Genomic DNA, 25,975 nt, shown 5'->3' on the forward strand with positions numbered 1-25,975 from the left:
AAGGTATGCGCCGATACCTTCTTATTCTCTCCGCCCTCACTGTGCTGGTGGTGCCGTTCCCCACGGGGCTATTGCCTATCGACGTCCCAACGGTGCCCCACCGCACCACCATCCTCGGCTACGACAGAGCCGAGTTCGGCCCCGGTTGGGCCGCCGGCACCGGCGGGTGCGACACCCGCGCCGCGGTGATGGCCGCCGCCTTTGACGCGGACTGCGCCCAGCCCTGGCCGCAGTGGGGCAATCCCCGAGTTGTAGACCCCTACACCGGGGATTTTCTTCTGCCCCACGACGTGGAGATCGACCACGTCCTGCCCGTCTCCGCCGCCTGGGACTTAGGCGCCCACCGGTGGGACGCCGCCACCCGCGAGCGCTTCTACAACGACCCGCGCAATTTGGTCGCCGTGTCCTCCGCCGCCAACCAGGCCAAAGGCGACAAACTCCCGTCCGAATGGATGCCCACGGATAGGCGCGCGCGGTGTGCGTATGGGCGCCGGCTCGTGGACGTCGCAAAGCACTATGCCCTTCCTTTGCCCCGGGCAGACCTGCGGGCGGTGCGGCGCGCGTGCTCCGGGGTCGCCGGGCTGCTCGCGCGCGGCGAGCTGTGAGGATTTTCCCACCATGCCGTAAGGTGTGGGCACATGACTACATTCCTCATCTTCCTGCACGTGGTCGCGGCCATCCTGCTGCTCGGCCCCGTTGTCGTGTCTACCTCGATGTTCCCGCGCCAGGTCGCAGAATCCCGCGCCGGCGGCGAGGAGGCCACCGGCCGTGCATCGGTGCTCTACCGCATCACCAAGACCTACGGCATGCTCTCCCTGCTCGTCCCGCTGCTCGGCGGCGCCGTGCTCGCCTCCGACTGGGAGACCTACAAGGCCAACTACTGGTTCCACACCGCCATCGTGCTCTCCGTGATCGCCTGGGCGATCCTGCTGGGCATGGTCATCCCGCAGCAGCGCAAGATGATGGGCACCCTCGGCGCGCTGCCGGCCGCTGACGCAGACCCGGCCGACCAGACCACCAACTTTGAGAAGTCCAAGGCAAAGGCAACCGCCGGCGCCGGCATCTTCAACCTGCTGTGGATGCTCACCCTGATCCTGATGTTCCTGCCGACCCCGGCGTAAGGAACGCGCGGGGGCGTTTCCGCTAATAAGGCCCAGCTATTCCCTTTTCAGCGAATGGCTGGGCCTTTGTTGGTAGGGCCAGTTTCGCCCCGGTTGTCGGAGCTCGAGACGCCTCCCCCGCGCACAGACCCTGGGAGGCAAACCCTGGCAATGGCCAAAATCGGCGCGATCCCAGGCTTTGGATCCCAGGGTCTGTGCGCGTGAGTCGTTCTGCCCGGCCCCCTACGAGTACCGCAGCGCAGACGGCCCGCCGAGGCCCAGGCCGGCGAAGACGCGGAAGATCCCGTCGACGACCTTCCGCAGCACCTCTGCTACCGGCCCGGTCAGCCCGCCGAACAGCACGTTCTGCCCCCACACGCCGACGAGGCGAGCTTCGGGGACGGCGGGGCCATCGTGGGGCACGATGCCGATGACGTAGTCGCCGCCGCGCAAAAACGGCAACGGGTTGGAGGTCCACATGCTGGAGACCACGCCGACAAAGCCGCGCCCGGGCACCCACATGGGCCCGCCGGAGTCGCCGGGGTGGCTCAGCGGCGCCGCGACGAAGAAGGTGCCGTCGGCGGAGCCGGAGAAGCGCCCGCAAGTTTGCGCGCCGCGGGTGCGGGAGAAGTAGCAGATCGTCTCGCCGAGGCGCACGTCATTTGGGTGGACCCACGCGTCGCCGGAAAAGCGGTTGCCGCCGACTGCCACGCCTGCGTCCCATTGGATGGCGGCCCAGTCGTTGCTCAGGTGGCCGTCGTAGGCCTTGGAACGGAATAGCGTCCCGGTGGCGCCGCCGGCGTTGACCCGCGCGCCTTCGGCTCCGCAGTGCGCGGCGACGAGGCTGCGGTGGCGCGCGGGATCATTGAAGCCGATGGTGCAGGTGCCGGTGCCGTCGATGCGCACGGGCGCGCCTTGCTCCACACGCACCTGGGCCTCGGCGGGCGCGGCCTGCATCCCCAGCGCGACGGCCGCTGCGAGAAGAGCTCGGGAAATTCGGTGCGTGCGCTGGGAAGACATGCGCATTAACCTAGCACCTTTGCCTATCGACGCCCTCCGGTCCCCCACCGAAAACCTAAAGCAGCCGGCACGCTGCTTTGTGCTGTGCCGGCTGCTTCAATACCGGGGATTAATCCCAGCGGTCGCGCCTGTCGTCGCGGCCGCGTCCACGGCCACCGCGGTAGCCGCCGCGTCCACCGCGATCGCCACGGTCGTCGCGTCCGCGCCCGCCGCGGTAGCCCCCGCGTCCGCCGCGGCCTCGGCCGCCGCGATCGCGCGGGGGTGCGCCGTGGTCGCGCTGGATGTTGATCAGCTGGCCGGAGATGCGGGTGTCCTCCAGGCGGTCCAGCACAGCTTGGTCCAGGTTCTTCGGCAGCTCCACCAGGGTGAAGTCGCCGCCGATGGTGATGCGGCCGAAGTCCTTAGAGCTCAGCCCGCCCTCGTTGGCCAGGGCGCCGACGATGGCACCCGGGCGGACGTGCTGGCGCTTGCCCACGTCCAGGCGGTAGGTGTCGAAGTTGCCGCTGTCGTCGAAGCGGCGGCCGCGGCCCCTGTCGCCACGGTCGTCGCGGTCGAAGCGGTCGCGTCCGCGCCCGCGGCGATCGTCGCGGTCGAAGCGGTCACGGTCGCGGCGGTCGCGCTTGTCGCGCGGCGGCTCCTTCATCAGGAACTCGTCGCCGGCCAGGGCCTGGGTGGCCAGGGCGGCGGCGATGTCGTCCATAGGCACGTTGTTCGCCGCGGAGTACTCGCGGACCATGGTCTTGAAGATCTGCAGGTCGGTGGCCTCGAGCGACTCGGTGATGGAGTCCATGAACTTGGCCTTGCGCGACTCGTTGACCTCGTCCACGGTGGGCAGGTCCATCTCTTCGATGGTCGCGTTAGTCACGCGCTCGATGGAGCGCAGCATGCGGCGCTCGCGCGGGGTGACAAACAGGATCGCCTCGCCGGAACGGCCCGCACGGCCGGTGCGGCCGATGCGGTGGACGTAGGACTCCGTGTCGTTGGGGATGTCGTAGTTGAGCACGTGCGAGATGCGCTCGACGTCCAGGCCGCGGGCGGCGACGTCGGTGGCCACGAGGATGTCCAGGCGGCCGTCGCGAAGCTGGTCCACGGTGCGCTCGCGCTGCTGCTGGGCGATGTCGCCGTTGATGGCGGCGGCGGAGAACCCGCGGGCGCGCAGCTTCTCGGCCAACTCCTCGGTCTCGTTCTTGGTGCGCACGAACACGATCATTGCCTCGAACTCGGTCACCTCGAGGATGCGGGTGATCGCGTCGAGCTTGTTGCGGTGCGCGGTGAACAGGTAGCGCTGGGTGATGTTGGTGTTGGTGCGCGTCTCCGACTTGACGGTGACCTCTTCCGGGTCGTTGAGGTAGTCGCGGGAGATGCGGCGGATCGCGTTCGGCATCGTCGCCGAGAACAGCGCCACCTGCTTGGAATCCGGGGTGTCCTCCAGGATGCGCTCGACGTCTTCCTGGAAGCCCATGTTGAGCATCTCGTCGGCCTCGTCCAGCACCAGGAAGCTCAGGTTGGAGATGTCCAGCGAGCCCTTCTCCAGGTGGTCGATCACACGGCCCGGGGTGCCCACGATGACCTGGGCGCCGCGGCGCAGCCCGGACAGCTGGATGCCGTAGGCCTGGCCGCCGTAGATCGGCAGGATGCTCACGCCGTCGATGTGGTCGGCGAAGCTCTGGAAGGAGTCGGACACCTGCAGCGCCAGCTCACGCGTCGGCGCGAGCACGAGGGCCTGCGGGTAGCGCTTCTCCGGGTCGATCTGGGACAGCACCGGCAGCGCGAACGCCGCGGTCTTGCCGGTGCCGGTCTGTGCGAGGCCGACCACGTCGCGGCCGTCCATGAGCAGCGGAATGGTCTGCGCCTGAATCGGCGAGGGCTGCTCGAAGCCGACGCGCTTGACCGCCTCGATGACCTCGTCGGGCAGGCCGAGCTTCTCAAAGCCGTTTTCGGGCTTCTCGGGCTCGGCGGCGGGTTCGGCCGAAGGCTCGTCGTTAAGCTTCAGCACATCATTGTCGTTTTCAATGGCCACGGTGTCCGTGGCGCCGGTCTCCTCAGAAACCCCCGCATCCCTGGTGTCCTCTACTACGGCCTCAACGATTTCGGCCGCGACATCCTGCGGGTTGTTCTGGTTTTCCGACACATTCATATCCGGCTCATTCTCGCCGCCGGTGGCGTTTTCGGAAATGCTCATCGCTGGCCCAGCGTACGCCATTGTGCGCCCCGGTAACTATTCCTGGATTTTCTCGGCGGGCGAAGTCACACACCTCCCGCTAGAGTTCGTGGTGCAGGTCACATTTCCTATCGACGCCACCCCTGCCCCACACCTCGAAGGAGCCCCGACGATGGACCCCAACACCGCAGCACGCAAGGCCCACGACATCGACATCGATTCCCTGCAAGCAGTCCCCGCAGAGCCGTTCCTGCACAACAACCTGTTCGTCATCGCGCTCCCCGGCACGGGCAGCAACGGGTGCGCGATCCCTGCGGCCGCGGACGCGCCGTTCCCGTTCGGCATCGACGCCGTGTACAGCGACGGCAGCCATTTCGCTCTGGAGTACGACCCGATCGTCGGGTTCGTGGCCAACCAGAACCGGTCGCTGCAGTTCGGCGACAGCGACACCGAGCTTCTGCCCGGCCAAAAGGTGACCGTCGGCGGCTTCATCGTCGGCCGCCCGGAGCACGACGTGGCGGTGATTGAACGCGGCGCGCACGCCGCAGCGATCGTCGCCGGAACCGTGTTCAGCTTCAGCCCGATTGTCAGCTTCCAGCGCTACGGCGAACAGCGCGCCAACACCATCATCCGCGGTCGCACCCCGGACCGGTACGACCTCAACGCGGCGCCGGAAGGGTTCCTGTGCGGGTTCAAGCCGCTTGCCAACGGCGGCGTGTCGGTTCCGGTGGCCCTGGCCAACAACACCGACTGTGGCGCGGCGCTTCAGGCGATCTCGCAGTACTTCCGACAAGACCGCGCAACGCTTGGCGACGAGCACTCCCCCGTCGCCTGGAACTCCCCCGACGGCTGGCGCTGCGACATCTCGTTTTTCCCCATGCCCCACCACGAGTTTGGAGCGGACTCGTACCCGAACTGCTACCGCGAAGGTTCAGGCGGTGCCGTGGTGGTGGACCTGCCGCCGCGCGGCGCCGGGCAGTAAACGCAAAGGAGCAGCCGCCATGACCAGCACGTACCGCCCCGTTTCCATCGTCGCCGTCCTTGCCGCGTCTGCGTTGGCGATGGCGGCCTGCAGCTCGTCGGACGATGCTGCGGACGAGCCCGGAGCGCTCAATGACAAAGGCCAGATCGACCTGGAGGCGCTCACGGAGGTGCCCGCCGAGGACTTCTTGGACCACGACGCGTACCTGTTTACCTTCCCCGGCACCGGAAGTAACGGATGCACGGTGCCAATCGACCCAACCGACATGGACGCGCTGATCCCGTTCGGCTGCGACGCCATCCACGTAGGTACTCGTGCGCGCATGACCCTCGAATACGGCACGGTCTTCGGTTTTTCGGGCAACGAGTCCAGCAGGATCGAGCTGACCTCGGACACGAGAGAGCTCAAACCCGGCGAGAAAGTCAACGCCAGCGGATTCATCCTGGCTAGGCCGACCGAGGACACTGTGCTAATCAAACGCGGCGCCAACGCCGTGGTGATCAAGAACTCGGAGCCCTACCCGTTTAGCCCCGTGGTGGACTACCAGCGCCTGGGCAAGAAGACCCCCATCCCCTACCTCGCCGGCGACAGCTTGGACAACATCGACCTCAGCGCGGCAGAGGAAGGCACGATCTGCGGCATGTCCAAGCCACAAGAGAACCACCAACTTGTGGCGGTGGCCACCCAAAAGGGCACCGACTGCAACAGCGTGAACGAAGCTATTCGCCAGTACTTTGCGCTGGATAAGCAGCAGCTTGGCGACGAGCACTCGCCCGACGCCTGGACCTCCCCCGACGGCTGGCGCTGCGACGTGGACTACTTCCCCCGGTTCCACGTCGACTTCCCCGACGGCGACTTCACCCACTGCCTGCACGAAGACGTCGGTGGCGTGGTGATGGTGCCGGTGACGCTGGGCTCGGCGGAGGACAGTGCGTCCGGGTAACCCGGGCCGTCGCAGTAACCCGCGCCGTCCCTGACCTAGTGCTTCGCGCATTGTGGCAAATAATTTCCACAATCCGCTGCGAAGGCACCACCCACCGTGCTACGGTCGTCCGCATGATCAACAGCACCGCATTTGCAACCTCGGCCACGGCCAAGCGTTCTGCGATGCTGAATACCCAGCCGGCCCGCCTGCATCATCATCTGTAGCGCGGTGTCGGCCGACTCCAGCCCCCTGCGCTAACAGCCTCTGCTGCTCAAAGCGCAGGGGGTTTCTCGTTAGCACGGGCAACACTCAAAGGCTTATGTCGTTCGCGCCGCGCCCCCGGATCCGTCCGCGAAGCATTGCACTCGCCTATCGACGGCCAACCGGGACGCCGCCGCCCCAGCTTTGGGCACACTTCAATCCACTTCTCCGCGCCAGATTCGCGCATTGCTTCCCGAAAGAGCACAGTTATGTCTGTTATGACTGCCCCATCTGAGAACACCTCGAAGCCCAAACCGAAACGCCCCGGCCTGAACGCACGCCACATCCACTTCATCGCGCTCGGTTCCGCCATCGGCACCGGCCTGTTCTACGGCTCCGCAGGCGCGATCCAGGCCGCCGGCCCGTCCGTGCTGCTGGTATACCTGCTCGGCGGCGCAGTGGTGTACTTCATGCTCCGCGCGCTTGGCGAGATGAGCGTGCGCAACCCGATCACCGGTTCTTTCGCCGTGTACTGCCGCAAGTACCTGGGTGGCTGGGGCGGCTACATCACTGGCTGGATGTTCGCCTTCGAGATGATGATCGTGTGTTTGGCGGACTTAACCGCCATTGGCATTTACATGAAACTGTGGTTCCCGGACACCGCTGCTTGGGTGTGGATCGCCGTGACGCTGCTGATTATCGGCGCGGCCAACCTGGCCACCGTGCGCTGGTTTGGTGAGCTGGAGTTCGTCTTCACCATCGTCAAGGTCACGGCCGTGGTGGCCATGATTGTCGGCGGTGCGGCGATTCTTGTGTTCAACCTCGGGGATCAGCCGGAGGTATCGTCGATTAGCAATCTGTGGAACGACGGCGGCTTCTTCCCCAACGGTGTCTCCGGCATGGTCGCCTCCTTCATCCTGGTGCTGTTCGCGTTCGGCGGCACCGAGATCATCGGTGTCGCAGGTGCGGAGGCTGATGACCCGGAGCGCTCCATCCCGAAGGCCGTGAACACCGTCCCGGCGCGCATCCTGATCTTCTACGTGCTGGCGATCTCGATCATTCTGGTGCTCAACCCGTGGCGCACGATCACCGGCGAGGAGTCGCCGTTCGTGCAGATCTTCAACACCCTCGGTGTGAACTGGGCTGCCGGCCTGCTGAACTTCGTGGTCATCACCGCCGCGCTTTCCGCCATCAACGCCGACCTGTTCGGCACCGGCCGCGTGCTCACCGGCCTGGCCAAGGAGAACCTGGCGCCGCGCCGCATGGCAAAGACCTACCGCGACGTGCCGGTGATGACGATTGTCTCGCTGCTCGCCGTGCTGGTCATCGGTGTGTTCCTCAATGCGCGTTACCCCAACGTCTTCGAGACCATCGCGGCACTGGCCACCTTCGCCACGGTGTTTGTGTGGCTGATGATCCTGTTCGCACAGGTGGCCATGCGCAAGCAGATGACCGTCGAGGAGCAGCGCGCCCTGAAGTTCGCCGTGCCGTTTTGGCCGTACGGGCAGTACTTCGCCATCGCGTTTATCCTGTTCACCTTCGGCATCATGGCGTGGCTGCCGGACTTCCGCCTCGCGCTGGGCATCGGTGTGGCGTTCACGGTGATCATGACCGTGCTGTACTTCGCCACCGGCCGCCCGCAGGTGATTGAGCAGACGCAGGAGGAGTACGCGAAGGCATAGACTGCCAGGTGTGAACTCTTCCCCAATTTTCCTAGCCACCGTAGCTTTTTCGCTGCGGCGGCTACGTCTGTTCGGAGGAACATATGATCAGCGGATCCTTGTTCAGGAACGTCAAAGCCACGCCGGAAGACCCTATCGAAACGTGGCCATACGAGGTTTACGCGGCAACACTTCAATACGGCGACTATCCCGACTGGCGATTCTTCGCAGCAGAAATCGAGCGGGACCCCTGGGGCCATGTGGCCGAGCTTATGAACACGGTCATCCACGAACTACCCAGCCTGGACGGCTCGCAGATCTTCTTCCTGGTCATTAATAAAGCTCGCCGGGGTTCACGGACGCACAACGGATATCTCCCCGGCCGGGACCCGAATTATGAACCATGGTGACGCCTCCGAGGCCGTTTTCCGCCCAGCCCCACCCCGCCCAACCCCACCGCACGCGATCGCCCGGCTTCTGACAAACTTGGTCGCATGACCGTGACTCAAGGCAACAAGATCGTCCTTATCGGCGCCGGCGCTGTCGGCACCGCCTTCGCATACGCAATTGTCAACCAGGGCCTGGCGGACCACCTGGCCATCATCGACCTCAACGAGGACCTCGTCTGGGCCCAGGTTGAGGACCTCAACCACGCCGTTCCGTTCTCTGGCCATCACATGGACGTCACGGTGGGCAGCTACGAGGACTGCCGAGACGCCGCACTCGTGGTCAACTGCGCCGGCGTGGCGCAGCGCGACGGCGAAACCCGCATCGACCTGATCGCCCGCAACGCCGCCATCTTCGAGTCCATCAACAAGGAAGTCATGGCTAACGGCTTCAACGGCATCTACGTCGTGGCCACCAACCCTGTGGACGTGCTCACCTACATCACCTGGAAGCAGACCGGCCTGCCGTCGAACCAGGTCATCGGCTCCGGCACTGTGCTGGACACCGCGCGTTGGCGCCACAACCTGGGCCTGCACTTCGACATCGCTCCGTCCGCGGTGCACGCCCACATCATCGGCGAGCACGGCGACACCGAGCTGCCCGTGTTCTCCTCCGGCTCCGTCGGAGGCGTGCCGCTGAGCGCCTTGCTGGAGACCGAGGCCGAAACCAACCCGGAGATCTACACCCAGATCGACGAGATGTTCGTCCGCACCCGCGACGCCGCCTACGACATCATCAAACGCAAGGGCAACACCGCCTTCGGCATCGGCAACGCGCTCGCCCGCATCACGCGTGCGGTCCTGCGCAACGAGGACGTGGTCCTGCCCGTCTCTGCCCTCCTGCAGGGCGAGTACGGGCTCGACGACCTCTACATCGGAACCCCCACCGTGCTCAACCGCAGCGGCGTGCGCAACGTCGTGGAACTGCGCCTGGACTCCGACGAGCTGGAGAAGTTCCGCCACTCCGCCACCACACTTCGCGACGTCATCGACCGCGCCGAGTTCTAGGAGCCTTCGCTTATCGACGGCAGCTCCGCCCCGCTGCCGTTTAGGATGTCTACATGGTGAAACGGATTGAGATCGTCGGTGCAGTTCTCGTGCACGACGGCCGCTCTTACGGCACGGTGGCGCCACATCCGATCGTTGCCACTAGACCACTCAAAGTATAAACAGCGTCTAGCCCCTAGCCATTTCGACATGCACAAATATGTTCAGGAGATTGAAAATGAACGGTATTCCCGCCCAGATGGACTTACCGTGGCCCGTCATCCACGCGCTACAGCAACTAGGAGGCTCGGGTTCAATCGAAGAAATAGATTCGGAGGTCATCGCGAACGAGGGCTTCGACGAGAAGATTCGGGTCATTTTACATGGTTCTGGCCCTAGAACTGAAATTCAATATCGACTTGCTTGGGCGAGAACATATTTAAAGAACGCAGGGTTGGTGGTCAACAGTAAACGCGGTATTTGGGCCTTAACAGAGGTTGGCCGAGACGCCAACGAAGAAAGCACAAATAATCTAGTTGCAACCTGGAAACGCCGGAAAGACGCGGGGGTACGCCCGACCGCCCATCCGGGCTCCATGCCGAGAGCCAAGTAAACTGGCTAAGAACAACTAGCCATGCTGGAGGATAAATGACCGATCACCGTTCATCTGATGATATGGAGCGGCAGATCAACGCACTCTATGAGTTCATCGAGAACTACACACGCGGCGGAACGCTCTTAGACGATGCCATCCAAAAGCTGAATAACCCAGTATTTGGACCAAAACCTCCCTCTCAACTGGTTGATGAAGCGGTCCGCCGCTACAAAGTCAATTGCGGGATGATAGTCGAGTATGAGCGTATGGACGCCCTGGAGTCGAGAGAAGCAAAAGAAGGGCGCTGGTATGACGGTCCAGACTTCGAATCAGCACATTACTGGCCCTCACTACGCAAAGTTCTTGAAAAGAGTTTAGGTGCTGCAGTCGAATCAGTTGACGCAACTTCCAGCAGAGTCGTTGCATCACTCCGTCCTCCCGGCGAGGAAGAGTTCGATGTCAGGGGGCTAGTTGTCGGTTACGTACAGAGCGGGAAGACCACGAACTTCGTATCTCTAATCGCTAAAGCCGCGGATGTCGGCTACCGACTGATCATTGTCTTAGCAGGGATGACGGATAATTTGAGGGTTCAAACACAGGAACGCCTTGAAGAACAGCTCCTTACCAAGACTGATAATTGGTACAAAACAACATTCGTTGACAATCCCGAGACCAATACCAAAGAAAGCGACTTCGGCAACAACCAACAAAGCCAAAAACAAAACGCTACGACTATCTTCCAAAATCAGAATCAGCGCATCATCGCGGTGGTCAAGAAGCACTCGACAATCTTGAAGAATCTAGTTGAGTTTATCCGCTCTAGTCGAGATCTTGCGGACAAAGTCCCCATTTTGATCATCGACGACGAAGCAGATCAAGCAAGCATTAACGTCTCGAGTCAGAAAAAATCTGAAGTTTCTGCCATAAACGCGCAGATTAGAGCGTTGTTGCGCAACAAGAAGACTGCTTATGTCGCCTATACTGCAACTCCCTTTGCGAATATTCTCGTTAACCCCAACGATTCGGAAGATATATACCCGAAGGATTTTGTCCACGTATTACCGAAACCCGATGGATACTTTGGCGCGGAGGATATCTTCGGACGAGAGCCCTTGTTTGGAGAAGATTTAGAGGATTCCGACGGCTTAAATATGATTCGACACATCCCCGATGAGGAAGCGTCGTTTCTTAAACCTCCGAATAAGCCAGAACAGACTGCGGCTTGGTCAGGACAGTTTCCTGACTCCCTGCTTGATGCAATGAAGTGGTTTGTTCTAGCTACCGCGGAACGACGCCGTCGCGGTCAGCGCGACAAACATGCATCAATGCTGGTGCACACGGCGATGAAGACCATTGCACACGGCGAAGCGGAAACTTTTGTAGTCGACGAACTACAGAAACTGAAGAACGATTATGCATCCGGCAAGTTAACCGACTCCCTGTCCAGAACCTGGTACCAAGAGACCACCGATGTCCCACCAGAGCGCTTCGGATACCGCAGGGCTACCTACGAAGAAATCGAACCTTACATTTCGGAAGTTTTAGCTGACATCAAGGTCGTCGTTGACAACGGTGGGGCTGAGAAGAGCAAGCGGCTCAAATACCCAGATGACGACCCCCAGACTGTCATCGCTATTGGGGGCAACACCCTCTCCCGTGGCCTAACGTTAGAGGGCCTCGTTTGTAGCTATTTCGTTAGAAACACCACCGCTTTCGATACTCTCTCGCAAATGGGTCGCTGGTTCGGATTTCGAAACGGGTACCAAGACCTACCCCGAATCTGGATGACAGAAGAGTTAGAAAACTGGTTCCGAGACTTGGCGCTTGTTGAGGCTGACCTACGCCAAGATCTTTCGAGTTACGCGATCGAGGGTTTGTCTCCACTTGAGTTTCAGGCTCGAATTCGTACGCACTCGTCGATGGCAATCACCAGTCGGTCCAAGCAGCAGTCTGCGATCGTTGCAAATCCCGGGTTTAGTGGCCAAAGAGTCCAAACCATCCTCTTCAGGCATAAAGACAAGGCTTGGTTGGAGAAAAATCTCGAGGCCGCTAAAGCTTTTGTGAACCGTCTGTCCAATTCTACTGCCCGTCGATTCGACAAGTCGTCGAACGGGACCGTAGTTTTCAGGGGCGTCTCTAACGATGACGTAATACAGTTTCTCAGCGATTATCAGATTTACGAAAATTCTACCCTTGGGGAAAACGGTGGTGAGAAGCTGATTCGCTACATCGAGCGGGAGCGACAGAACTCGTCGATTCGAGAGTGGAGTGTGTCCTTCTATGGACAAGTACGTTCCAGTGGGAACTCGGTTGATAAATTGGGCTTGGGACGTCCACTTAATCCTGTAAACCGATCACAACTCGCCACTTCAAAGCCGGAAGTAGCCAATATCAAGGCTTTGGTTGGTTCAATGGATCGTCTCAACGATATAGACCTCCCCAAGGTCGAAATGGATCGTTTGCTGGACGAGGTAAAGAACGGCACTAGCTACAACGACAAGCTCATCAAGGTTCGAGATCGACAGATCGGCCCTGACGTGGCGCACCTAGTAGTTTATTTGATTGACCGAAACTCTAAGACCACACAGTCGGAGGACGGCGTCAAAGCAAACGGGATGGTTATTCAGCCTCGTAACCGAAGGAAAGATCTAAATGCCGTCGAGGACGTCATCGGCGTCGGTATTTTCTTCCCCTACTCAAATTCTCCAGAAGAGGATGTTGAGTATATCCAAGCACCACCGCCAGACGAAGAAACCCTGCAGATGATCAGGGATACCGAAGAGTTTGAGCTTGCTAATCAGTGACGGCACCCATGGATAATCACCAACCAAAGAGCATTCCTACAATTTTTCAACGCCTTTCAGAAGGACAGCCGCATCCTCGGACTGAAACACGTCTAGCAACCGGAGCCTTTTTGAGGGGTCAGGAGGAAGTTTCTCTATTCCGCAACGTAGACGGCCACTTCGGTATCGCTGTACCAGCGACTCGGGACGAATTTGAACGTATCCAGACAGATCGGAGGGGCCTGACCATTGACTTATCTCGTGCTATCGCTTCATCGAGGCCTGAGTTAAGGCTGACTCTCCGGGACTCTTCACAACTCGAGCTTTTCTCCGTTTTTGTGGAGGAAGTGAATTCTTATCTTCTTGGGCAGCCTGATTCGCCCGTCGCCGGCGTAATCAGACTTTACAACCGTTGGAAGCGTCTATTTGCCGATGCAGCGTTACCGCAGTCAATCTCGGTGAACGAGGAAATAGGTTTATTGTGCGAACTTGAGGTCCTGGCCGAGCTCCTCAATCGTGGCGAATCACCAGCATGTTGGACTGGCCCCAATTCTGACCGGCACGATTTTAAGCTGCCTGACCAGTCGATTGAATGTAAAGCCACCATTTCGCATTCTGGGCTACGTGTTGCGGTACACGGGAGCCAACAGCTGAATCCATTGCCGTCCGTTCCGCTAGTATTAGCTGTCCGCCAGTATGAAATGGTCCCCTCAGGCACCCTCTCCATTCCTCGCCTTACACGGCAAATATTAGACATCCCCTTCCCAGATCAAGACCTGTTCATAGCGCAGCTTCGAAAATTCAATCTCGACGTGAACTCGATTCTGAGTTGCCCAGATAATTTCAGGACGTATAGGCCTGTCGGAGCATTCGAATTCGATGTAACTAAAGATTTCCCCAGAATACGAGAGGTTGACATTGTTTCGAGAGTCCAAAACGTGGAGTACGTTTTGGATCTTTCCGAACCAGAATCCGTTCCTGGCTTGAGAGAGATTAATGAATTTTTCGACTAGGGCCCCTCTTCCAAAGGCTTTCCACCATAAGCAGCCCTTCAACCCCGACGGCGACGTATATAGCCATGCTTTCACTCGGCCGATGAAAAATCAGCCACTCCCCAGATGGGACAAATTCACTCGGGAGGCGTTACAGAATAGCTGGGACGCCAGAGCCAGCGAGCGCACCACTGCCTCGATCAAATTTCGAGCCGACTACTTGTCCTTAACTAGCAGTCAGGTCAGTTGTTTGCGTGAGAATGTTTTAGGAGGGAATTTCGACGGAATTCCGGACCTCCAAGAACACCTCTTTGCCGACAGACTCGGAATGCTCGTCATCTCTGATAGGGGTACCAATGGATTGCGAGGGCCCACCTCCGCAGCGGTATCCGCTGGCGAGCACAAAGATTTCACTGCTTTTGTTCGAAATTTTGGACGTAGCGACACGAAAAAGTTAAGAGGAGGAACCTTCGGGGTTGGCAAAGCGGTATTCTTCGTAGCCAGTGAAGTCTCGACGATTCTGGTTTACACGCGTACACATGACGAGAATGGCAACCCTTCGAGCCGCTTCATCGCAATGGCAAGCGGTAACGATTTCCAATCCGATGGTGTGCAATACACCGGCCGACACTGGTGGGGAGTACGAGCTATAGGCGGTGCCGGAAGGAGCTCAATCGAATACGCAGAGCCTTTTATCGGTGAGCAGGCTGATGTATTCGCCCAAGTTTTTGGCATGGACAGAGACTTCACGGATAGCGCACCAACTGGGACTTCGATTGCCGTAATTTCTCCAAACATTGATGATTCTTTAGGAGACGAGCCATCTCCGCTACTTCTTATGCAGACCATTTCCTCTGCATTAACACGGTGGGCATGGCCTCACATGTTGTGTGCTGAAGGTGCGGCACCCTCAATAGATTTCGAAGTAACAATCAATGAGCAGATCGTACCGGTGCAATCCCCGGAGGAAGATCCGGCCTTAAGACGTTTTTCGGATGCTTACCGTGCGGCATTAGATGCCCCCTCCACCCCAAAAAATGAGTGGAAAATGACATTCCTCCAACGCATTGCCGAAGTGTGGTCTTTAAGCCCTGCAAAAAGACTGGGGACCCTAGTCGCACTCAACATGCCAAGCGAAATAGCAAGCTCACAAACTACGATTGGGCACGATATTTCTAATCACATCGCTCTTATCCGTGAACCACGGATGGTTGTCCAATATTATCGAGGGCCTGTTCAAAGATCAGAGCAGCCATACTGCGGCGTTTTTATTTCTTCTTTGGAGGCAGATCCTGTTTTCGCAAGAAGTGAACCCGAAGCCCACCATGAATGGAACCCGATGGCGCTCCAAGAAGAACGACAGATTTTGGCAAAGTTTTGGGGTTCGCAAGCACGGACTAATCCCGTAAAAGTTTTCTACGACAAAATAGACTCACTCCTAGCTACTTCGGGTGAAAAGAACCAATTGGGTGGCGACCAAAAACATTTTCAGTCCCTTACTGCGCTTTCAGATCGTTTCGGATCAATTATTTCCAGCGCAAGATCCGGAACCTCCCTTTCAGTTTCCCAGTCAAAAGCGCCTCGGTCCGGCAGATCGGTTAAATCCCGTACGACACCGATCGCTACTCAAGAGCACATCGGGTTGACCGCCCTCGATCAAAACTTCGTACTGAGTCGATTCCGGGTCACTGTCACACTGCCCCCAGAACACGGGCAATGGACGGCTAGGCTGAGTCCAATTGTCGCGCTTGATGAAGGCACCATTCCACCCAGCGACTTGGCAGACGCGGGATTTTTTACCCCGTCTATTGTTTGTGTTTTGGCCGATGGGCGTGATGTTTGTCATGGAGCTGGCCCAATTCCTCAATTTGACTTAACTTTTACAAAGCCAGAATCCGTGGTGGAGGTCCATGTTCGACAGCCGCGAATCTTCGCAGTTTTCCTCGATGTGCACTTCGAAGAGGATGTTTCTATGAAAGATTCAAATAATGGTTAGAAGCCCTATTAGCCGAGGATTTCGGATACCAGACTTAGATTCGGTCAACGTCAGCTTCGTAAACTTTCGTGTCGGTGAACAGCTGGTTGACTCCAACTTTGACGAAGAAGTTTACTGGGACTACGAAACGCCACTGTCAGCTGAGGTTGGGTTAGACGTTGATTTAGATCGGTTTGCCTCAAGCGCAGGATTTGACAATATTACTGGGCCGTTAGACAAGAGGTTCGCAGCACACCTGCAGTGGAGGTCAACAAAAACGAATCAACAAGGCTCAGGCGATCCTTCCGCAGTTCAACGCGGTAGTAATCATCTTTCTGTTGACATTCCAAGTGAGCTAGTGGGCGGCGTGCTAGAGCTCTGGGTCTCGATCTACCTAGCTCGCGATCAACGCAGCGACAGCCAATCAGTAACAGCTCAGACCAAGGGGGCTCGTCTTTGGGAGAGTCCCCGATTCAAACTGCCGCTCGAAGGAATCGGTTCACGGCTGACGATGTCAACTCGGGATTTCAAGCGAGATGGTTTAAAGCCGTCCGATGCGATGTGGAAAGTCGAGGTCGAGAAGGATCTTCACTTGCCTGTCGAGCTCGGCCTTAGCGTTTTCATTAACGTGGGGAATTCCGATGGGCTGCTTTTGCTTGAAAAGCCAGCCAGTCCGAAGGCGAAGACTTTAGCTAACTGGCTGGATAGCGAAATACGGGCATGCATGCTGCTCGAGCTCTTACTTAACAACGACCCAACGATGATTGCAACGGCCAGCTTTCCCGAAGGGAGCTTAGGGGAATCGATGTTGGATCTGCTGGAGAGATGCTTTCCAAATTCAAACATCCTCGATATTCCACGAGATCCATCTGTGTTGCTAGCCGCTACTCATCAGTTCAACAAATAGTTAAAGGTTCGAATTGCCAATTACCTATTTTCCGCGATTATCCGAAAGTGCTTCGCTGCAAGTTGTCGGATACATGAATAACACTGAGGATCTCGAAGAGCTTAGCGCCCAAGCCTCCCCTACCCACCCATTCGCAACCTACTACAGCCTTGCGAAAGAACGGATATCTGAGGATTCATTGGCTCAGCTCAGATCGGATCTGCTCTCTCTCGCTACCGAGCTAGGGTTTCCTAACGAATCGACTAGAGATGCTCGAAGAGAGTTTGATCAACGTGCTGCCCCGATTTTAGACGGTAAGAACATGAATTTGATTCCGGCTGAGGCAGCAGATCGAGAAGTTTGGAATTTTCTGACCCTGATTCTTTTGCCAGACTTAGCAAAATGGCGATACCCAAACCCCAACAAAGACCCCCGCTACAATAGGTGGCTTGGCGACGCCAGAAACGTGTTTCGGAAGCTTTGGTGGCGGCAAGTTGTCCTCGGCACTGAGCTGAATTCCGCCCTCGGTGAGGACGAAGCAGTTTCGATCATGGAACGTACGACTCTAGCTGGCCAGGCTCCACTTGCGCGTGCGATGGCTCGAGCAGCAGTTACGGTCGCGCAAGAGTACCCAGACTTGCCTAGGTCCCAATTCGCCCGGTTCAGCGCAGTTTTGGTCCGTGCGCAAAACCCCCTTTACGACTTCTCCGGTCTTAGCGAAACCGAATTAAATCATCATGTGCTAAATACCTACAGGTTGGGCGCTTCCCGATTCCAAACGCGAAACTCGCTAGGAGGCAAGAATTGAAAATCGAAAGCTCCCTGGGAATTCCACCATCTGCTCGACGTCTATCAGAATCTTTAAGGGACGTCGGATACAGCTTAGAGTCAGCAATCGCAGACTTAGTCGACAACTCGATCATGGCTGGTGCTAGCGAGGTAGATATCAGCGTCGTGTTCGACGGGCGCGACAGCTTCATTCGGATTGCTGATAATGGCGCCGGGATGGATTCCGATGCTCTTAACGAAGCTATGCGTTTTGGTTCACACCGTGAATACGGCGAAGGGGATCTCGGTCGCTACGGGCTGGGTCTCAAAACTGCGTCAATGTCACAATGCAGAAGGATCGAAGTATTCAGTAGGACCGCAACCACAGAAACCGAAGCTCGAGCTTTAGACCTCGACTTTATTCACGCCACAGACGACTGGCTCATCTACGACATTTCAGATGAGGCTGATGGAGCGCAGCCCGATAGTTTCTTGGGAACACCACATGGCACCACTGTTGTCTGGAAACGCTTAGACCGTATCCTGCCAGCAAAGTCTCCAGATGGTGGATGGGCACGAAGGCGAATTGAACGAATACCAGAGAAGCTTGCCCCTTACTTATCCATGGTCTTTCACCGATTTCTGTCTGGTGAAGCTTACCGATCCTTATCGATCAGTATTAACGGTAAACCTTTGGAACCCTGGGACCCTTTTGTCCGAAATGAGGAAGATTCTAGGGAACTTCAAGCCGATGTATTTGAAATTGAGAAGCAGGCTGGCTCTGGGCAGGTCAAATTACGACGCTTCCTTCTTCCCACTCGGGATCAGTTCAGTTCGTCCGATGCCTACGAGCAGGCCTCCGGCCTAGATAAGTGGAACCGTCAGCAAGGTCTTTATATATATAGAGCCGACCGCCTCGTTCAATGGGGAGGCTGGGCCGGTATCCGAACCACAGACGAGCACACCAAACTCGCCCGAGCCTCGTTGGATTTTGATACGGATTTAGACGAGACCTTCAATATCAATGTCGCAAAAATGCGGGTAACACTACCATCTGAGCTGCGTAAGATGATTGCAAGGCCGCTCAACGAGCTTTGCATGCAAGCAGACGCTGCTTATCGTAGGAGCCAAAGTAGGAGTGCACTTGAAACCACGCCGCCGGATCCAATTCCTTTCTCTAGCGGGGACTCGGAAACAGGAGAGAGTATCGGCTTGTCTCTTCGGGCTGCGGCAGCACGGACTGGTGATTTTGAGGCACTCACCAGAATGATGGGCCTGATCAAGAAAGAAATACCGGAACTAGCTGCTTTCCTCGGGTTCGACTAACACCAACTTGTTCGGTTCCTTAGAGGCTGTCTGACAATGAATCCGTAATGGGCACAATTCACATCTCGGGCGCTCGGGTGTGCACAACTGTCGTGCAACTTCGAAGAGTGCTAAATGAGCGAATCGCGCGCTAGGCTGCAAGACCAATTGCGTTCCGACACTGATGCGTCCATTCGTCAGCTTATTGCGCGTTTCTGTATCTATTCCTAAAAATCTGGAGGTTACACGCAAGACGCCTTTTGCCACAATGACCGGCTCCTCACTCCGGTCAGCCTCGCTCGTAACTGGCACTGCAAGTTCGATAAGTTCAGCCAGGCTTGGACTTATGGTGGGTAACTCCTCGCGGTCCACCCTAGGAGACCAAAGGGCATGAGGATTCCTGTTTAAGTCATCAACAATCCGGGCAAATTGGGTTCTCCTCTTTCGAAACCTTTCACCCGCAAATACGTTCATTAGAAGATCAACAGCCTCGGGTGGAACCTGCTCACCTGGACGAACATGGGTTTGATGAATTAGTGGCCATACAAACCGCGTTTCGTGCATAGTGGACCGAACAAGAAATGTTTCCGCTACCACAATGTGCCACCGCGTACCTTCCCTTAGCCAAGGGTAAATCAGTTCCTGGGTAGGACGCTCCTCATACCATGATGCTAAAGCCGAACAGGTCCAATTCGCATTGGTTGATTTTTTCCTACCAGCTTCCAAAGACTCTACGACTGCTTTGCCGATACTTTTCCCCAAACGAACGGGTACTGCATTTCCAATCTGCTTAAAAGCTGCGCTTGGGGGACCTGAAAACCTGAAATCATCAGGAAATGTTTGTAAGCGAGCAGCCTCTCTTACGCTGATCGTGCGAGGCTGTCGCGGATGAATGAATCCGTATCCATCCTTCGCGATGTGAGCCGTTATTGTCCTGGAAAGATCATTTTCGTCGAGCCGCTTGTATTTATCGTTGAAGATATCCGACCGGTATCTCCGCAATTCTGCTGGTAGATCAGAATACTTCGTTGATGCCGTCATCTGCTCGAAAGCTCGTCTATCATCCTCACGCACAGGCCTCGTGATGTGGTCGTAGATGCGATGATTCATTGACATCGGAACGTTTTTTCGCATCTCTCGCTGAAAGCTTGTAATCGGCTCGTTGTATCTCCACCATCCGCCATCTTCACCCGCTGGCCGAGCCCCTCCTTCAATTTCGGGAAGATCGCCAATTGCGTTCCACACTGAGACCTTACTGGCTTGTTCGTTAGGCCATTCGAATGAAATTCCGTCTCGAAGAGCGACTAGGATAAACCTTTGTCGAAACTGTGGAACACCATAACGCCACGCGTCAACAACTTTCCCCTCAACGCTATAGCCCATTTGTTCGAGCTCTGTAACCATCGAACGTAAAATGAACATTTCTTTGTCCAGCGCAATATCAGGGACATTCTCCATAATTACCGCGCGCGGCTGTGCCAATTGCACTACTTCCAAATACGCACGCCATAGATTTCTACGCTGGTCGATTGGATCACGCTCACCTCGCTCCACCAGATTCCGAATGCCCGCTCTTCCCGCTTTAGAAAATGGCTGGCAAGGTGGCCCTCCAGCCAAGACATCAATCCCAGCGTTCTTCATTAAATCGGCCACACGCTGAACATTCCCGGAAGTAGAGAGGTCCCAATTTGTGGACATTCCCGGAAATCTAGCCGCGTGAGTCTCCACAGCATATGGATAGTGATCGACCCCTAGGATCACTTCAATCCCCGCCTGGCCAAGACCCTCACTCAATCCCCCAGCGCCAGCAAATAGGTCCGCTCCCAAAAGCGCTCCATTCTTCCTCCGGCTCTCCGCATACTCCAGAAGCTCCGCCTCTGAGCTGCAGTAATGCGGATGCAGCGGCAGTTTGATAAAGGGTCCTTTGATTTGGCGCACTGCAAATGGATCGGGTTTAGACACTTCGATACCTTAACGTCGGAAACAGGGAAAGTGTAAATCCGCTAAAGCATATCGAGAGCGCGGGCAGCCAGAACTTAAAATCGAACATACCTTCGTCAAGTGTCATCGGGGTTCATGGCCGCAGCATCTAAATTTTACGCCTTTGAAATCTTGTCACCTCATACACACCTCACCTACTACCGCGTACTCCCCTACCTCCGCAGCGAAGGAGGTGTCGTGGCAGGTGAAGATCACGGCCTGGCTGGTGCTTAGTCCCTCGGAGATAAGGGCGTGAGCGCGGTCGCGTGAAGGGGTATCGAGGCCGACGTCGGGTTCGTCGAGAAGCACGAGCGGCCGGTTCTGAGCGAAGACTTGGGCGAGCTGAGCCAGGCGTAGGTGCGCGGCTGGCAGGTCGAGAGGGTGGGTTTCCGGGTCCAGGCCGAGTTCGGCGACGGCGTCTGGGTCGCCGACGAACTCCCCCACCGTGGATTCCGCAAGTTGGTCGGCGGCGCGCTGCAGGGCGAGTGAGACGCCGAGAGCGAGGCCAGGGTTGCCGTCGAGGCCGGCCATCGCGCGCAGCAGTGTGGTTTTGCCGGCGCCGTTGTCGCCGCGAAGCCACACGGCCTGGCCGGGGCGCACGGTCAGGTGGATAGGGCCAGCGGTGAACTCCGGGTCCTCGTTTGCGCGGAACTGCCACCACTTCCGGGGTTTTCCGCCGCGGGTGGCGGACACCTCACCGAGGTCGATCAGCTCACCGGTGGGTTTCACGCGTGGGGGCAGGCTGATTTCGTGGGTGGGAGGGGGTGAGGGGGACAGGATGCCGTCGATAAGCGAAAGCTTTGCTGCATCGAGGCGGGGGCGGTTGCCGAGGACCACGACGCACGACGGCAGGGCTTCGAGGAGGCGGATGATGTGGGTGGCGGAGGTGGGGTCGAGGCCGGCGAAGGGGTCGTCCAGAAGCAGGATGTCCGGCTCGAGGACCGCGACGGCTGCGATGGCCAGGCGGCGGGTTTGGCCGCCGGAGAGTTGTGCGGGGTGGCGCTCGGCGAGCTCGGTCATGCCCGCGGCGTTGAGGATGCGCTCGCAGCGGCGCTGCATCTCTGGGATGGGTGTGCCGCGCTGCTCCAGGCCGAGCGCGACCTCCTCAATGACCGTGTCGCGCAGGTAGGACACGTGCGCGGTGGCGTCCTGCTGGACCACGGCGGCGCCGTCCCACTCGTTGTGCGCCTGGGTCGCGAGGGTGGTCAGGCCCGCGCCAGAGTTGCCGATGACCTCGACGGCGCGGTGCTGGTCCAGTGCTTGCTTCAGCGGCGTTAGATCCATAGGGCCACCGCCACGCAGATCAGCGGGATGAGGATGCGCGCGGCGCGCTGGAGGGTGCTGTCGTGCACGGGGCGCAGGACGGTGCGGGGGCCGGTGAGGTCGTAGCCTGCGGTTTCCAGCGCCTGGCCGCGGGCACCGGCCTGGGTGAGCAGCTCCGTGAGCACGGGCATAATCAGGTGCGGGACGACTGTTTTGGCTTTGATCGGTCGCTGCTTGAGGCGGTTGGCGTCGCGTGTGATGCGTGCGCGGTGCGCGCCCTGGGGGCCGAGCTGCAGCGTGGTGCCAGCGATGTAGCCGATGCGGTTGCCGCCTTTTGTGCTCTGCAAGGCCTTGGCCAGATCCGGGGTGCGCGTCCAGGCCACGGCCGCGAGCAGGCACGCGACGAGCGCGGTGAAGCGGGCGGTGAGGTGGGCGGCGTCGGCAAGCCCGTCGGAAGTGATGAGCGGGGCGATGCGGTGCTCGCCGTAGGGCGCGTGGATGAGCACCATCGACGCGGCCACAGGTGCTGCGAGGAGTGCGGTGGCCGCCACGACGGAGGGGTTGCGGGTGCGCCAGGTGCCGGCTGTCAGGGCTGCGGCGATGATGGCGAGCGAGGCCATCAGGGTATTGATCCCCAGCGCCAGAATCCAGCCGGACGCGCCGATGACCAGGGCGGTCAGCGGGTTCAGGCGGGTCTGGGGCATGTTGGTTGGCTTCTTGCTGGGCTAGCTCTGCTTGGTCTGCGGGGCGAAGGCGGCGACGGTGCGCTTCGGCAGCGCCTTGACCGTGAAGAACGCCACCAGCATGACGATGACCTTGTCCACCGGGTCCGAGATGAACGCCTGGGTGGTCACGGACGCGATCAGCGAGCCGCCCATCTCACGAAACAGGCTGACCAGCGCGCCGGTGCCCACACCCGCGGTGCCGCCGTAGACGTAGGCCGCGACCGGGGCGGCGACCATGCCTCCGACCAGACCCAGCACCAGGCCGAAGCCGATCACGGTGGCGATGTTGCGCAGGGCGTTGAAGCGGTGGATGAACACGCCGGCCAACCAACCGATCAGCGCCGCACCCGCGGCGAACGGCAGCGCGGCCGGGTTGAGCAGGCCCCACACCACGTTGTTCAGCGCGCCGGTGGCCATGCCCGCAACCGGGCCGGCGAGCGCTGCGACGAGCACCGTGCCCACGGAATCCAGGTACAGCGGCAGGCCGATCGAGCCGACGATCTCGCCGACGACGGAGTTGATGATGATCGCGATCGGGATCAGCCCCAGCGTGCGCGCCGGAAGCACCGGGATCACCGCTGCGAGCAGCAGCGCGGTGCCGATGCCGTAGCCGGCGAGCAGCGCGATGCCCTGCCCGGAGCCGGTGACCTGATCCCAATCTGCCGGGTGAACCAGAACGAAGTACAGCCAGGTAGCGGCGATGAGGACGGCGCCTGCGATGACGAGCGCGCGGCGGGCGGGGGTCCATTCGGCCTTTTGCGCGGTCTGCGCGGCCTGAGTGGAAACAGTGTGTGACATGGAAACTCCGAGTGGTGTGCGGGGAGGAACGGGAAGTACAGCCCTCATCGCCTATGTCACCTCGGCTGGGCTATCGGTTCGGGAGTGTAGCAGGCGGCGGGCGCGAACCACCTAGTCGTCGGCACGCTGGTGGCGCAGCTCCACAATCTCGGCGTCGCCGGCGGCGACCTTCGCGTGCACCTCGCACGCCCACGTGAACCAGCCCCAGGCCAACTCGACGTCCGCGTCGGTGACCAGGCGCGCGTTGGGTTCGCGCTCCCAGATCCCGCGCAGGTCGGCCACGGAGGTGCCTCGCATGAGCTCGGAATCCGCCTCCACGGCGACGGTGGTGTCCTTCCAGGAGTACCCCACCAGCCCCAGCGCGATCAGCACAGTGAGCAGGTCGTGGATCTGCGCCTGATACCCCTCGCCCACATCCTCGTGGAACTCGAAGTAAAACCGCGTGATCGCCTCCAGGTGCTGCGCCACGGGGGAGCCGCCAAGCTTATCGACGAACTCCGCCAACGCCTCGGGCTTGAGCACCATCCGCTCCGTCACGCCAAGCGAGCACAAGGTGATCGGGGTCTGTGCCATGGCGAATACGTCGGCGGCGGCGTGCGGGTCCACCCAGAAGTTCCACTCCGCGCTCGGCGTGGTGTTGCCCGGGTAGTTCACCGCCCCGCCCATGACGGTGATGTGCTTGAGCTTCGCAAAGTGTTCCGGGTGAGCGTGCGCGAAGGCGGCCAGGTTGGTCATGGGCCCGGTGACGATCAGGTAGAGGTCGTCGGTGCCGCGCTCGATGGAGTCGATCCACAGCGCGTCCCAGTCGTGCTCCACGTGGCGCTCGGGTGCTTGGGCGTAGCCGAGGCCGGTGTCGCCATGGGTTTCGGGCGTGGTGGTCAGCTCCACCTCGAGAGGCTCCGGAATGCCGGCGGCAAGGGAGATGATGGGCAGCCCGCACTGCCCCAGGATCCAGGCGCCGTTTTGCGCGCATTGGTCGGCGGGGGCATTGCCGGAGGTCGTCGTTAGGCAATCGAGCTCAATGAGCCCCCCATGCGCCGCGGCGGTGAGGAAGATAATGGCGTAGGTGTCGTCGATGCCGGGGTCGCAGTCCAGGATGACTCTCACGGTTTCGTTTCCTTCCCGGCAACAAGCCAGATCACAAGCGTGGTGGCGCACACCGCGCCGCAGACGCCGAACGCGGCCTGGAAGCCCGCGGCCTCCGCGACGGCGCCGAGCAGCACCGGCGCGAGAATGGTGCCAGCGTCCTGCGTCATTTGGTACGTGGACAGCACTGTACCGCCAGAGCGCTCATTGCCGATGATGTCCGCGAGCGTGGCCTGGGTGGCGGGGCTCATCAGGCCCGCGCCGATGCCGGCCGCGGCGGAGAGCAGCACCAGCGGCCAGAAGCTGGTGGCGCCGCCGAGGAGTGCCGTGAACACGCCGGAGGTGGCCAAGCCCGCGGCGACCATCGGGCGGCGGCCCAGGCTGTCGGCGAGCCTGCCGGAGAACTGCAGGGTCACGGCCATGCCGAACGCGAAGGCTGTCAGCGCCAAACCGGCGGCCGCTCCCCCGCGCTCGAAGACGGCCGCCGCGAACAGCGGCAGGATGGCCACACGCGAGCCCATGTTGACGAATCCGTTGGTGAACCCGGCGGCCAACAGCGCCTTGTAGGTGGAGGTTTGCCACGCCTGTCGCACGCGCATCTTCGGCTTCGCCGCAGGCAGCGGCTCGGAGCCGGGCCGTGGCTGGGTGAGCCCGCCGACCGCGACGGCAGCGGCCGCCACCGCGAGGCCGTAAATGACAAACGGCGCGCGGAACCCCAGGAAGGACAGCGCGGCGCCGATAATCGGGCCGACGACATTGCCCACCAGAAACGCGGAGGCGTACAGCGCGTTGGCGCGCCCGCGGATGCTCGGGTGCGTCACCCGCACAATCAGCGCCTGGGCGGACAGCGTGAACATGGTCGAGCCGAAGCCTGCGATAAACCGCAGGGCCAGGATCTGCCAATAGGCCTGCGCGAAGGCCACGAAGAACGTGGAGGCGGCGACGATAAGCAGGCCAGTGAGGTAGATCGGACGGGAGCCAAGCCTATCGACGAGCCAGCCCGCCCCCGGCGCCCCCAACAACCGCGCCAACGCGAAGATGGAGATCACCGCGCCGGCCGCGGCCATGGACACGCCGAAGCTGCCAGCGAACTGCGGGAGCACCGGGGCGATGAGCCCGTAGCCGAGGGCGATGATGAACGCGGCGCCGACAAGGACCCAGATCGTGCGCGGGATCTTCGGTTGGATCTGGGGCTTCTGTGCTTGTGTTGTTTGTGGTGTTGAATTGTCGGCGCTCATTGCTGGTTAGCGTACATCGGCGGGTGGGGTGTTCCGATTTGGCAATGTGGCAAATATTTGCCGCAATGCAAAATCACCCCAGGTAGAGTCATCACTTT

22 protein-coding genes are annotated in these 25,975 nt (G+C 59.6%); 14 read left to right on the top strand and 8 right to left on the bottom strand.

Annotated elements, in window-relative coordinates:
- Nucleotides 1–5: 5 nt before the first annotated feature.
- A complete protein-coding gene (locus ACF3NP_RS05390) occupies nt 6–605 on the top strand; it encodes an HNH endonuclease family protein (protein ID WP_392399022.1) in 600 nt (199 codons plus the stop codon).
- Between the two features lie 33 nt (nt 606–638).
- A complete protein-coding gene (locus ACF3NP_RS05395) occupies nt 639–1,121 on the top strand; it encodes a DUF2269 domain-containing protein (RefSeq protein ID WP_181888206.1) in 483 nt (160 codons plus the stop codon).
- A gap of 222 nt (nt 1,122–1,343) precedes the next feature.
- Here ACF3NP_RS05395 and ACF3NP_RS05400 read toward each other — a convergent pair whose 3' ends face one another.
- Both ACF3NP_RS05400 and ACF3NP_RS05405 read right to left on the bottom strand, forming a co-directional pair.
- Entirely contained in the window at nt 1,344–2,120 is a 777-nt protein-coding gene (locus ACF3NP_RS05400; RefSeq protein ID WP_392399023.1) for a chymotrypsin family serine protease, read from the bottom strand.
- A 109-nt stretch (nt 2,121–2,229) separates the two neighbouring features.
- On the bottom strand, nt 2,230–4,302 hold the full coding sequence (locus ACF3NP_RS05405; protein WP_392399024.1) for a DEAD/DEAH box helicase: 2,073 nt from the start codon (nt 4,300–4,302) through the stop codon (nt 2,230–2,232).
- Between ACF3NP_RS05405 and ACF3NP_RS05410 the strand changes: the two genes are divergently transcribed.
- The 12 genes from ACF3NP_RS05410 (at nt 4,280) to ACF3NP_RS05465 (ending at nt 18,808) form a co-directional block, all read left to right on the top strand.
- The gene (locus ACF3NP_RS05410; protein WP_392399025.1) at nt 4,280–5,263 is read left to right on the top strand and encodes a hypothetical protein; all 984 of its coding nucleotides are present in this window, start codon (nt 4,280–4,282) and stop codon (nt 5,261–5,263) included. The two genes, ACF3NP_RS05405 and ACF3NP_RS05410, sit on opposite strands and share 23 nt — an antisense overlap.
- A 19-nt stretch (nt 5,264–5,282) precedes the next feature.
- Nucleotides 5,283–6,206: a hypothetical protein gene (locus ACF3NP_RS05415; protein WP_392399026.1), complete on the top strand. Its 924-nt coding sequence runs from the start codon at nt 5,283–5,285 to the stop codon at nt 6,204–6,206.
- Nucleotides 6,207–6,658: 452 nt separating this feature from the next.
- Complete coding sequence (locus ACF3NP_RS05420; protein ID WP_392399027.1) at nt 6,659–8,071, top strand: amino acid permease; 1,413 nt, start codon at nt 6,659–6,661, stop codon at nt 8,069–8,071.
- Between the two features lie 83 nt (nt 8,072–8,154).
- On the top strand, nt 8,155–8,460 hold the full coding sequence (locus ACF3NP_RS05425) for a hypothetical protein (protein ID WP_392399028.1): 306 nt from the start codon (nt 8,155–8,157) through the stop codon (nt 8,458–8,460).
- Between the two features lie 84 nt (nt 8,461–8,544).
- Entirely contained in the window at nt 8,545–9,504 is a 960-nt protein-coding gene (locus ACF3NP_RS05430; RefSeq protein WP_392399029.1) for an L-lactate dehydrogenase, read from the top strand.
- Between the two features lie 217 nt (nt 9,505–9,721).
- On the top strand, nt 9,722–10,096 hold the full coding sequence (locus ACF3NP_RS05435; protein ID WP_392399030.1) for a winged helix-turn-helix domain-containing protein: 375 nt from the start codon (nt 9,722–9,724) through the stop codon (nt 10,094–10,096).
- A gap of 35 nt (nt 10,097–10,131) precedes the next feature.
- Nucleotides 10,132–12,882, top strand: coding sequence for a Z1 domain-containing protein (locus tag ACF3NP_RS05440; protein ID WP_392399031.1), 2,751 nt, complete (start codon nt 10,132–10,134; stop codon nt 12,880–12,882).
- An 8-nt stretch (nt 12,883–12,890) separates the two neighbouring features.
- Nucleotides 12,891–13,874 (top strand): PD-(D/E)XK motif protein, encoded by a 984-nt coding sequence (locus tag ACF3NP_RS05445; protein ID WP_392399032.1) that lies wholly within the window; start codon nt 12,891–12,893, stop codon nt 13,872–13,874.
- A gap of 82 nt (nt 13,875–13,956) precedes the next feature.
- Nucleotides 13,957–15,849: a hypothetical protein gene (locus tag ACF3NP_RS05450; protein ID WP_392399033.1), complete on the top strand. Its 1,893-nt coding sequence runs from the start codon at nt 13,957–13,959 to the stop codon at nt 15,847–15,849.
- Nucleotides 15,842–16,735, top strand: coding sequence for a hypothetical protein (locus ACF3NP_RS05455; protein ID WP_392399034.1), 894 nt, complete (start codon nt 15,842–15,844; stop codon nt 16,733–16,735). The genes ACF3NP_RS05450 and ACF3NP_RS05455 overlap by 8 nt, the downstream gene beginning before the upstream one ends.
- A gap of 73 nt (nt 16,736–16,808) precedes the next feature.
- The gene (locus ACF3NP_RS05460; protein ID WP_392399035.1) at nt 16,809–17,522 is read left to right on the top strand and encodes a hypothetical protein; all 714 of its coding nucleotides are present in this window, start codon (nt 16,809–16,811) and stop codon (nt 17,520–17,522) included.
- Nucleotides 17,519–18,808, top strand: coding sequence for an ATP-binding protein (locus tag ACF3NP_RS05465; RefSeq protein ID WP_392399036.1), 1,290 nt, complete (start codon nt 17,519–17,521; stop codon nt 18,806–18,808). Before ACF3NP_RS05460 ends, ACF3NP_RS05465 begins: the two co-directional genes overlap by 4 nt.
- Here the strand turns inward: ACF3NP_RS05465 and dcm are convergent.
- The 6 genes from dcm to ACF3NP_RS05495 form a co-directional block, all read right to left on the bottom strand.
- Nucleotides 18,782–20,749, bottom strand: a complete 1,968-nt coding sequence (dcm, locus tag ACF3NP_RS05470) for a DNA cytosine methyltransferase (protein WP_392399037.1) — start codon at nt 20,747–20,749, stop codon at nt 18,782–18,784. The genes ACF3NP_RS05465 and dcm overlap by 27 nt on opposite strands.
- A 153-nt stretch (nt 20,750–20,902) precedes the next feature.
- Nucleotides 20,903–22,051: an ATP-binding cassette domain-containing protein gene (locus tag ACF3NP_RS05475; RefSeq protein WP_392399038.1), complete on the bottom strand. Its 1,149-nt coding sequence runs from the start codon at nt 22,049–22,051 to the stop codon at nt 20,903–20,905.
- Complete coding sequence (locus ACF3NP_RS05480; protein WP_392399039.1) at nt 22,042–22,734, bottom strand: energy-coupling factor transporter transmembrane component T family protein; 693 nt, start codon at nt 22,732–22,734, stop codon at nt 22,042–22,044. Before ACF3NP_RS05480 ends, ACF3NP_RS05475 begins: the two co-directional genes overlap by 10 nt.
- A 21-nt stretch (nt 22,735–22,755) precedes the next feature.
- Nucleotides 22,756–23,553, bottom strand: a complete 798-nt coding sequence (locus ACF3NP_RS05485; protein ID WP_392399040.1) for an ECF transporter S component — start codon at nt 23,551–23,553, stop codon at nt 22,756–22,758.
- Nucleotides 23,554–23,664: 111 nt separating this feature from the next.
- Nucleotides 23,665–24,660, bottom strand: a complete 996-nt coding sequence (locus ACF3NP_RS05490; RefSeq protein ID WP_392399041.1) for a nucleoside hydrolase — start codon at nt 24,658–24,660, stop codon at nt 23,665–23,667.
- Nucleotides 24,657–25,877, bottom strand: coding sequence for an MFS transporter (locus ACF3NP_RS05495; protein WP_392399042.1), 1,221 nt, complete (start codon nt 25,875–25,877; stop codon nt 24,657–24,659). Before ACF3NP_RS05495 ends, ACF3NP_RS05490 begins: the two co-directional genes overlap by 4 nt.
- Nucleotides 25,878–25,975 lie beyond the last annotated feature (98 nt).

The sequence above is a fragment of the Corynebacterium lehmanniae genome, from assembly GCF_043161975.1.
In the GTDB taxonomy this organism is placed as follows: domain Bacteria; phylum Actinomycetota; class Actinomycetes; order Mycobacteriales; family Mycobacteriaceae; genus Corynebacterium; species Corynebacterium lehmanniae.

What these genes read in the sequence shown, in the direction of transcription:
- ACF3NP_RS05460 (WP_392399035.1), top strand. Translation starts at nt 16,809, where the DNA reads ATGAATAACACTGAGGATCTCGAAGAGCTTAGCGCCCAAGCCTCCCCT.
- ACF3NP_RS05430 (WP_392399029.1), top strand. Translation starts at nt 8,545, where the DNA reads ATGACCGTGACTCAAGGCAACAAGATCGTCCTTATCGGCGCCGGCGCT.
- ACF3NP_RS05495 (WP_392399042.1), bottom strand. Translation starts at nt 25,877, where the DNA reads ATGAGCGCCGACAATTCAACACCACAAACAACACAAGCACAGAAGCCC.
- ACF3NP_RS05475 (WP_392399038.1), bottom strand. Translation starts at nt 22,051, where the DNA reads ATGGATCTAACGCCGCTGAAGCAAGCACTGGACCAGCACCGCGCCGTC.
- ACF3NP_RS05455 (WP_392399034.1), top strand. Translation starts at nt 15,842, where the DNA reads ATGGTTAGAAGCCCTATTAGCCGAGGATTTCGGATACCAGACTTAGAT.
- ACF3NP_RS05480 (WP_392399039.1), bottom strand. Translation starts at nt 22,734, where the DNA reads ATGCCCCAGACCCGCCTGAACCCGCTGACCGCCCTGGTCATCGGCGCG.
- ACF3NP_RS05485 (WP_392399040.1), bottom strand. Translation starts at nt 23,553, where the DNA reads ATGTCACACACTGTTTCCACTCAGGCCGCGCAGACCGCGCAAAAGGCC.
- ACF3NP_RS05450 (WP_392399033.1), top strand. Translation starts at nt 13,957, where the DNA reads ATGAAAAATCAGCCACTCCCCAGATGGGACAAATTCACTCGGGAGGCG.
- ACF3NP_RS05435 (WP_392399030.1), top strand. Translation starts at nt 9,722, where the DNA reads ATGAACGGTATTCCCGCCCAGATGGACTTACCGTGGCCCGTCATCCAC.
- ACF3NP_RS05425 (WP_392399028.1), top strand. Translation starts at nt 8,155, where the DNA reads ATGATCAGCGGATCCTTGTTCAGGAACGTCAAAGCCACGCCGGAAGAC.
- ACF3NP_RS05420 (WP_392399027.1), top strand. Translation starts at nt 6,659, where the DNA reads ATGTCTGTTATGACTGCCCCATCTGAGAACACCTCGAAGCCCAAACCG.
- ACF3NP_RS05405 (WP_392399024.1), bottom strand. Translation starts at nt 4,302, where the DNA reads ATGAGCATTTCCGAAAACGCCACCGGCGGCGAGAATGAGCCGGATATG.
- ACF3NP_RS05415 (WP_392399026.1), top strand. Translation starts at nt 5,283, where the DNA reads ATGACCAGCACGTACCGCCCCGTTTCCATCGTCGCCGTCCTTGCCGCG.
- ACF3NP_RS05390 (WP_392399022.1), top strand. Translation starts at nt 6, where the DNA reads ATGCGCCGATACCTTCTTATTCTCTCCGCCCTCACTGTGCTGGTGGTG.
- ACF3NP_RS05440 (WP_392399031.1), top strand. Translation starts at nt 10,132, where the DNA reads ATGACCGATCACCGTTCATCTGATGATATGGAGCGGCAGATCAACGCA.
- ACF3NP_RS05445 (WP_392399032.1), top strand. Translation starts at nt 12,891, where the DNA reads ATGGATAATCACCAACCAAAGAGCATTCCTACAATTTTTCAACGCCTT.
- ACF3NP_RS05400 (WP_392399023.1), bottom strand. Translation starts at nt 2,120, where the DNA reads ATGTCTTCCCAGCGCACGCACCGAATTTCCCGAGCTCTTCTCGCAGCG.
- ACF3NP_RS05395 (WP_181888206.1), top strand. Translation starts at nt 639, where the DNA reads ATGACTACATTCCTCATCTTCCTGCACGTGGTCGCGGCCATCCTGCTG.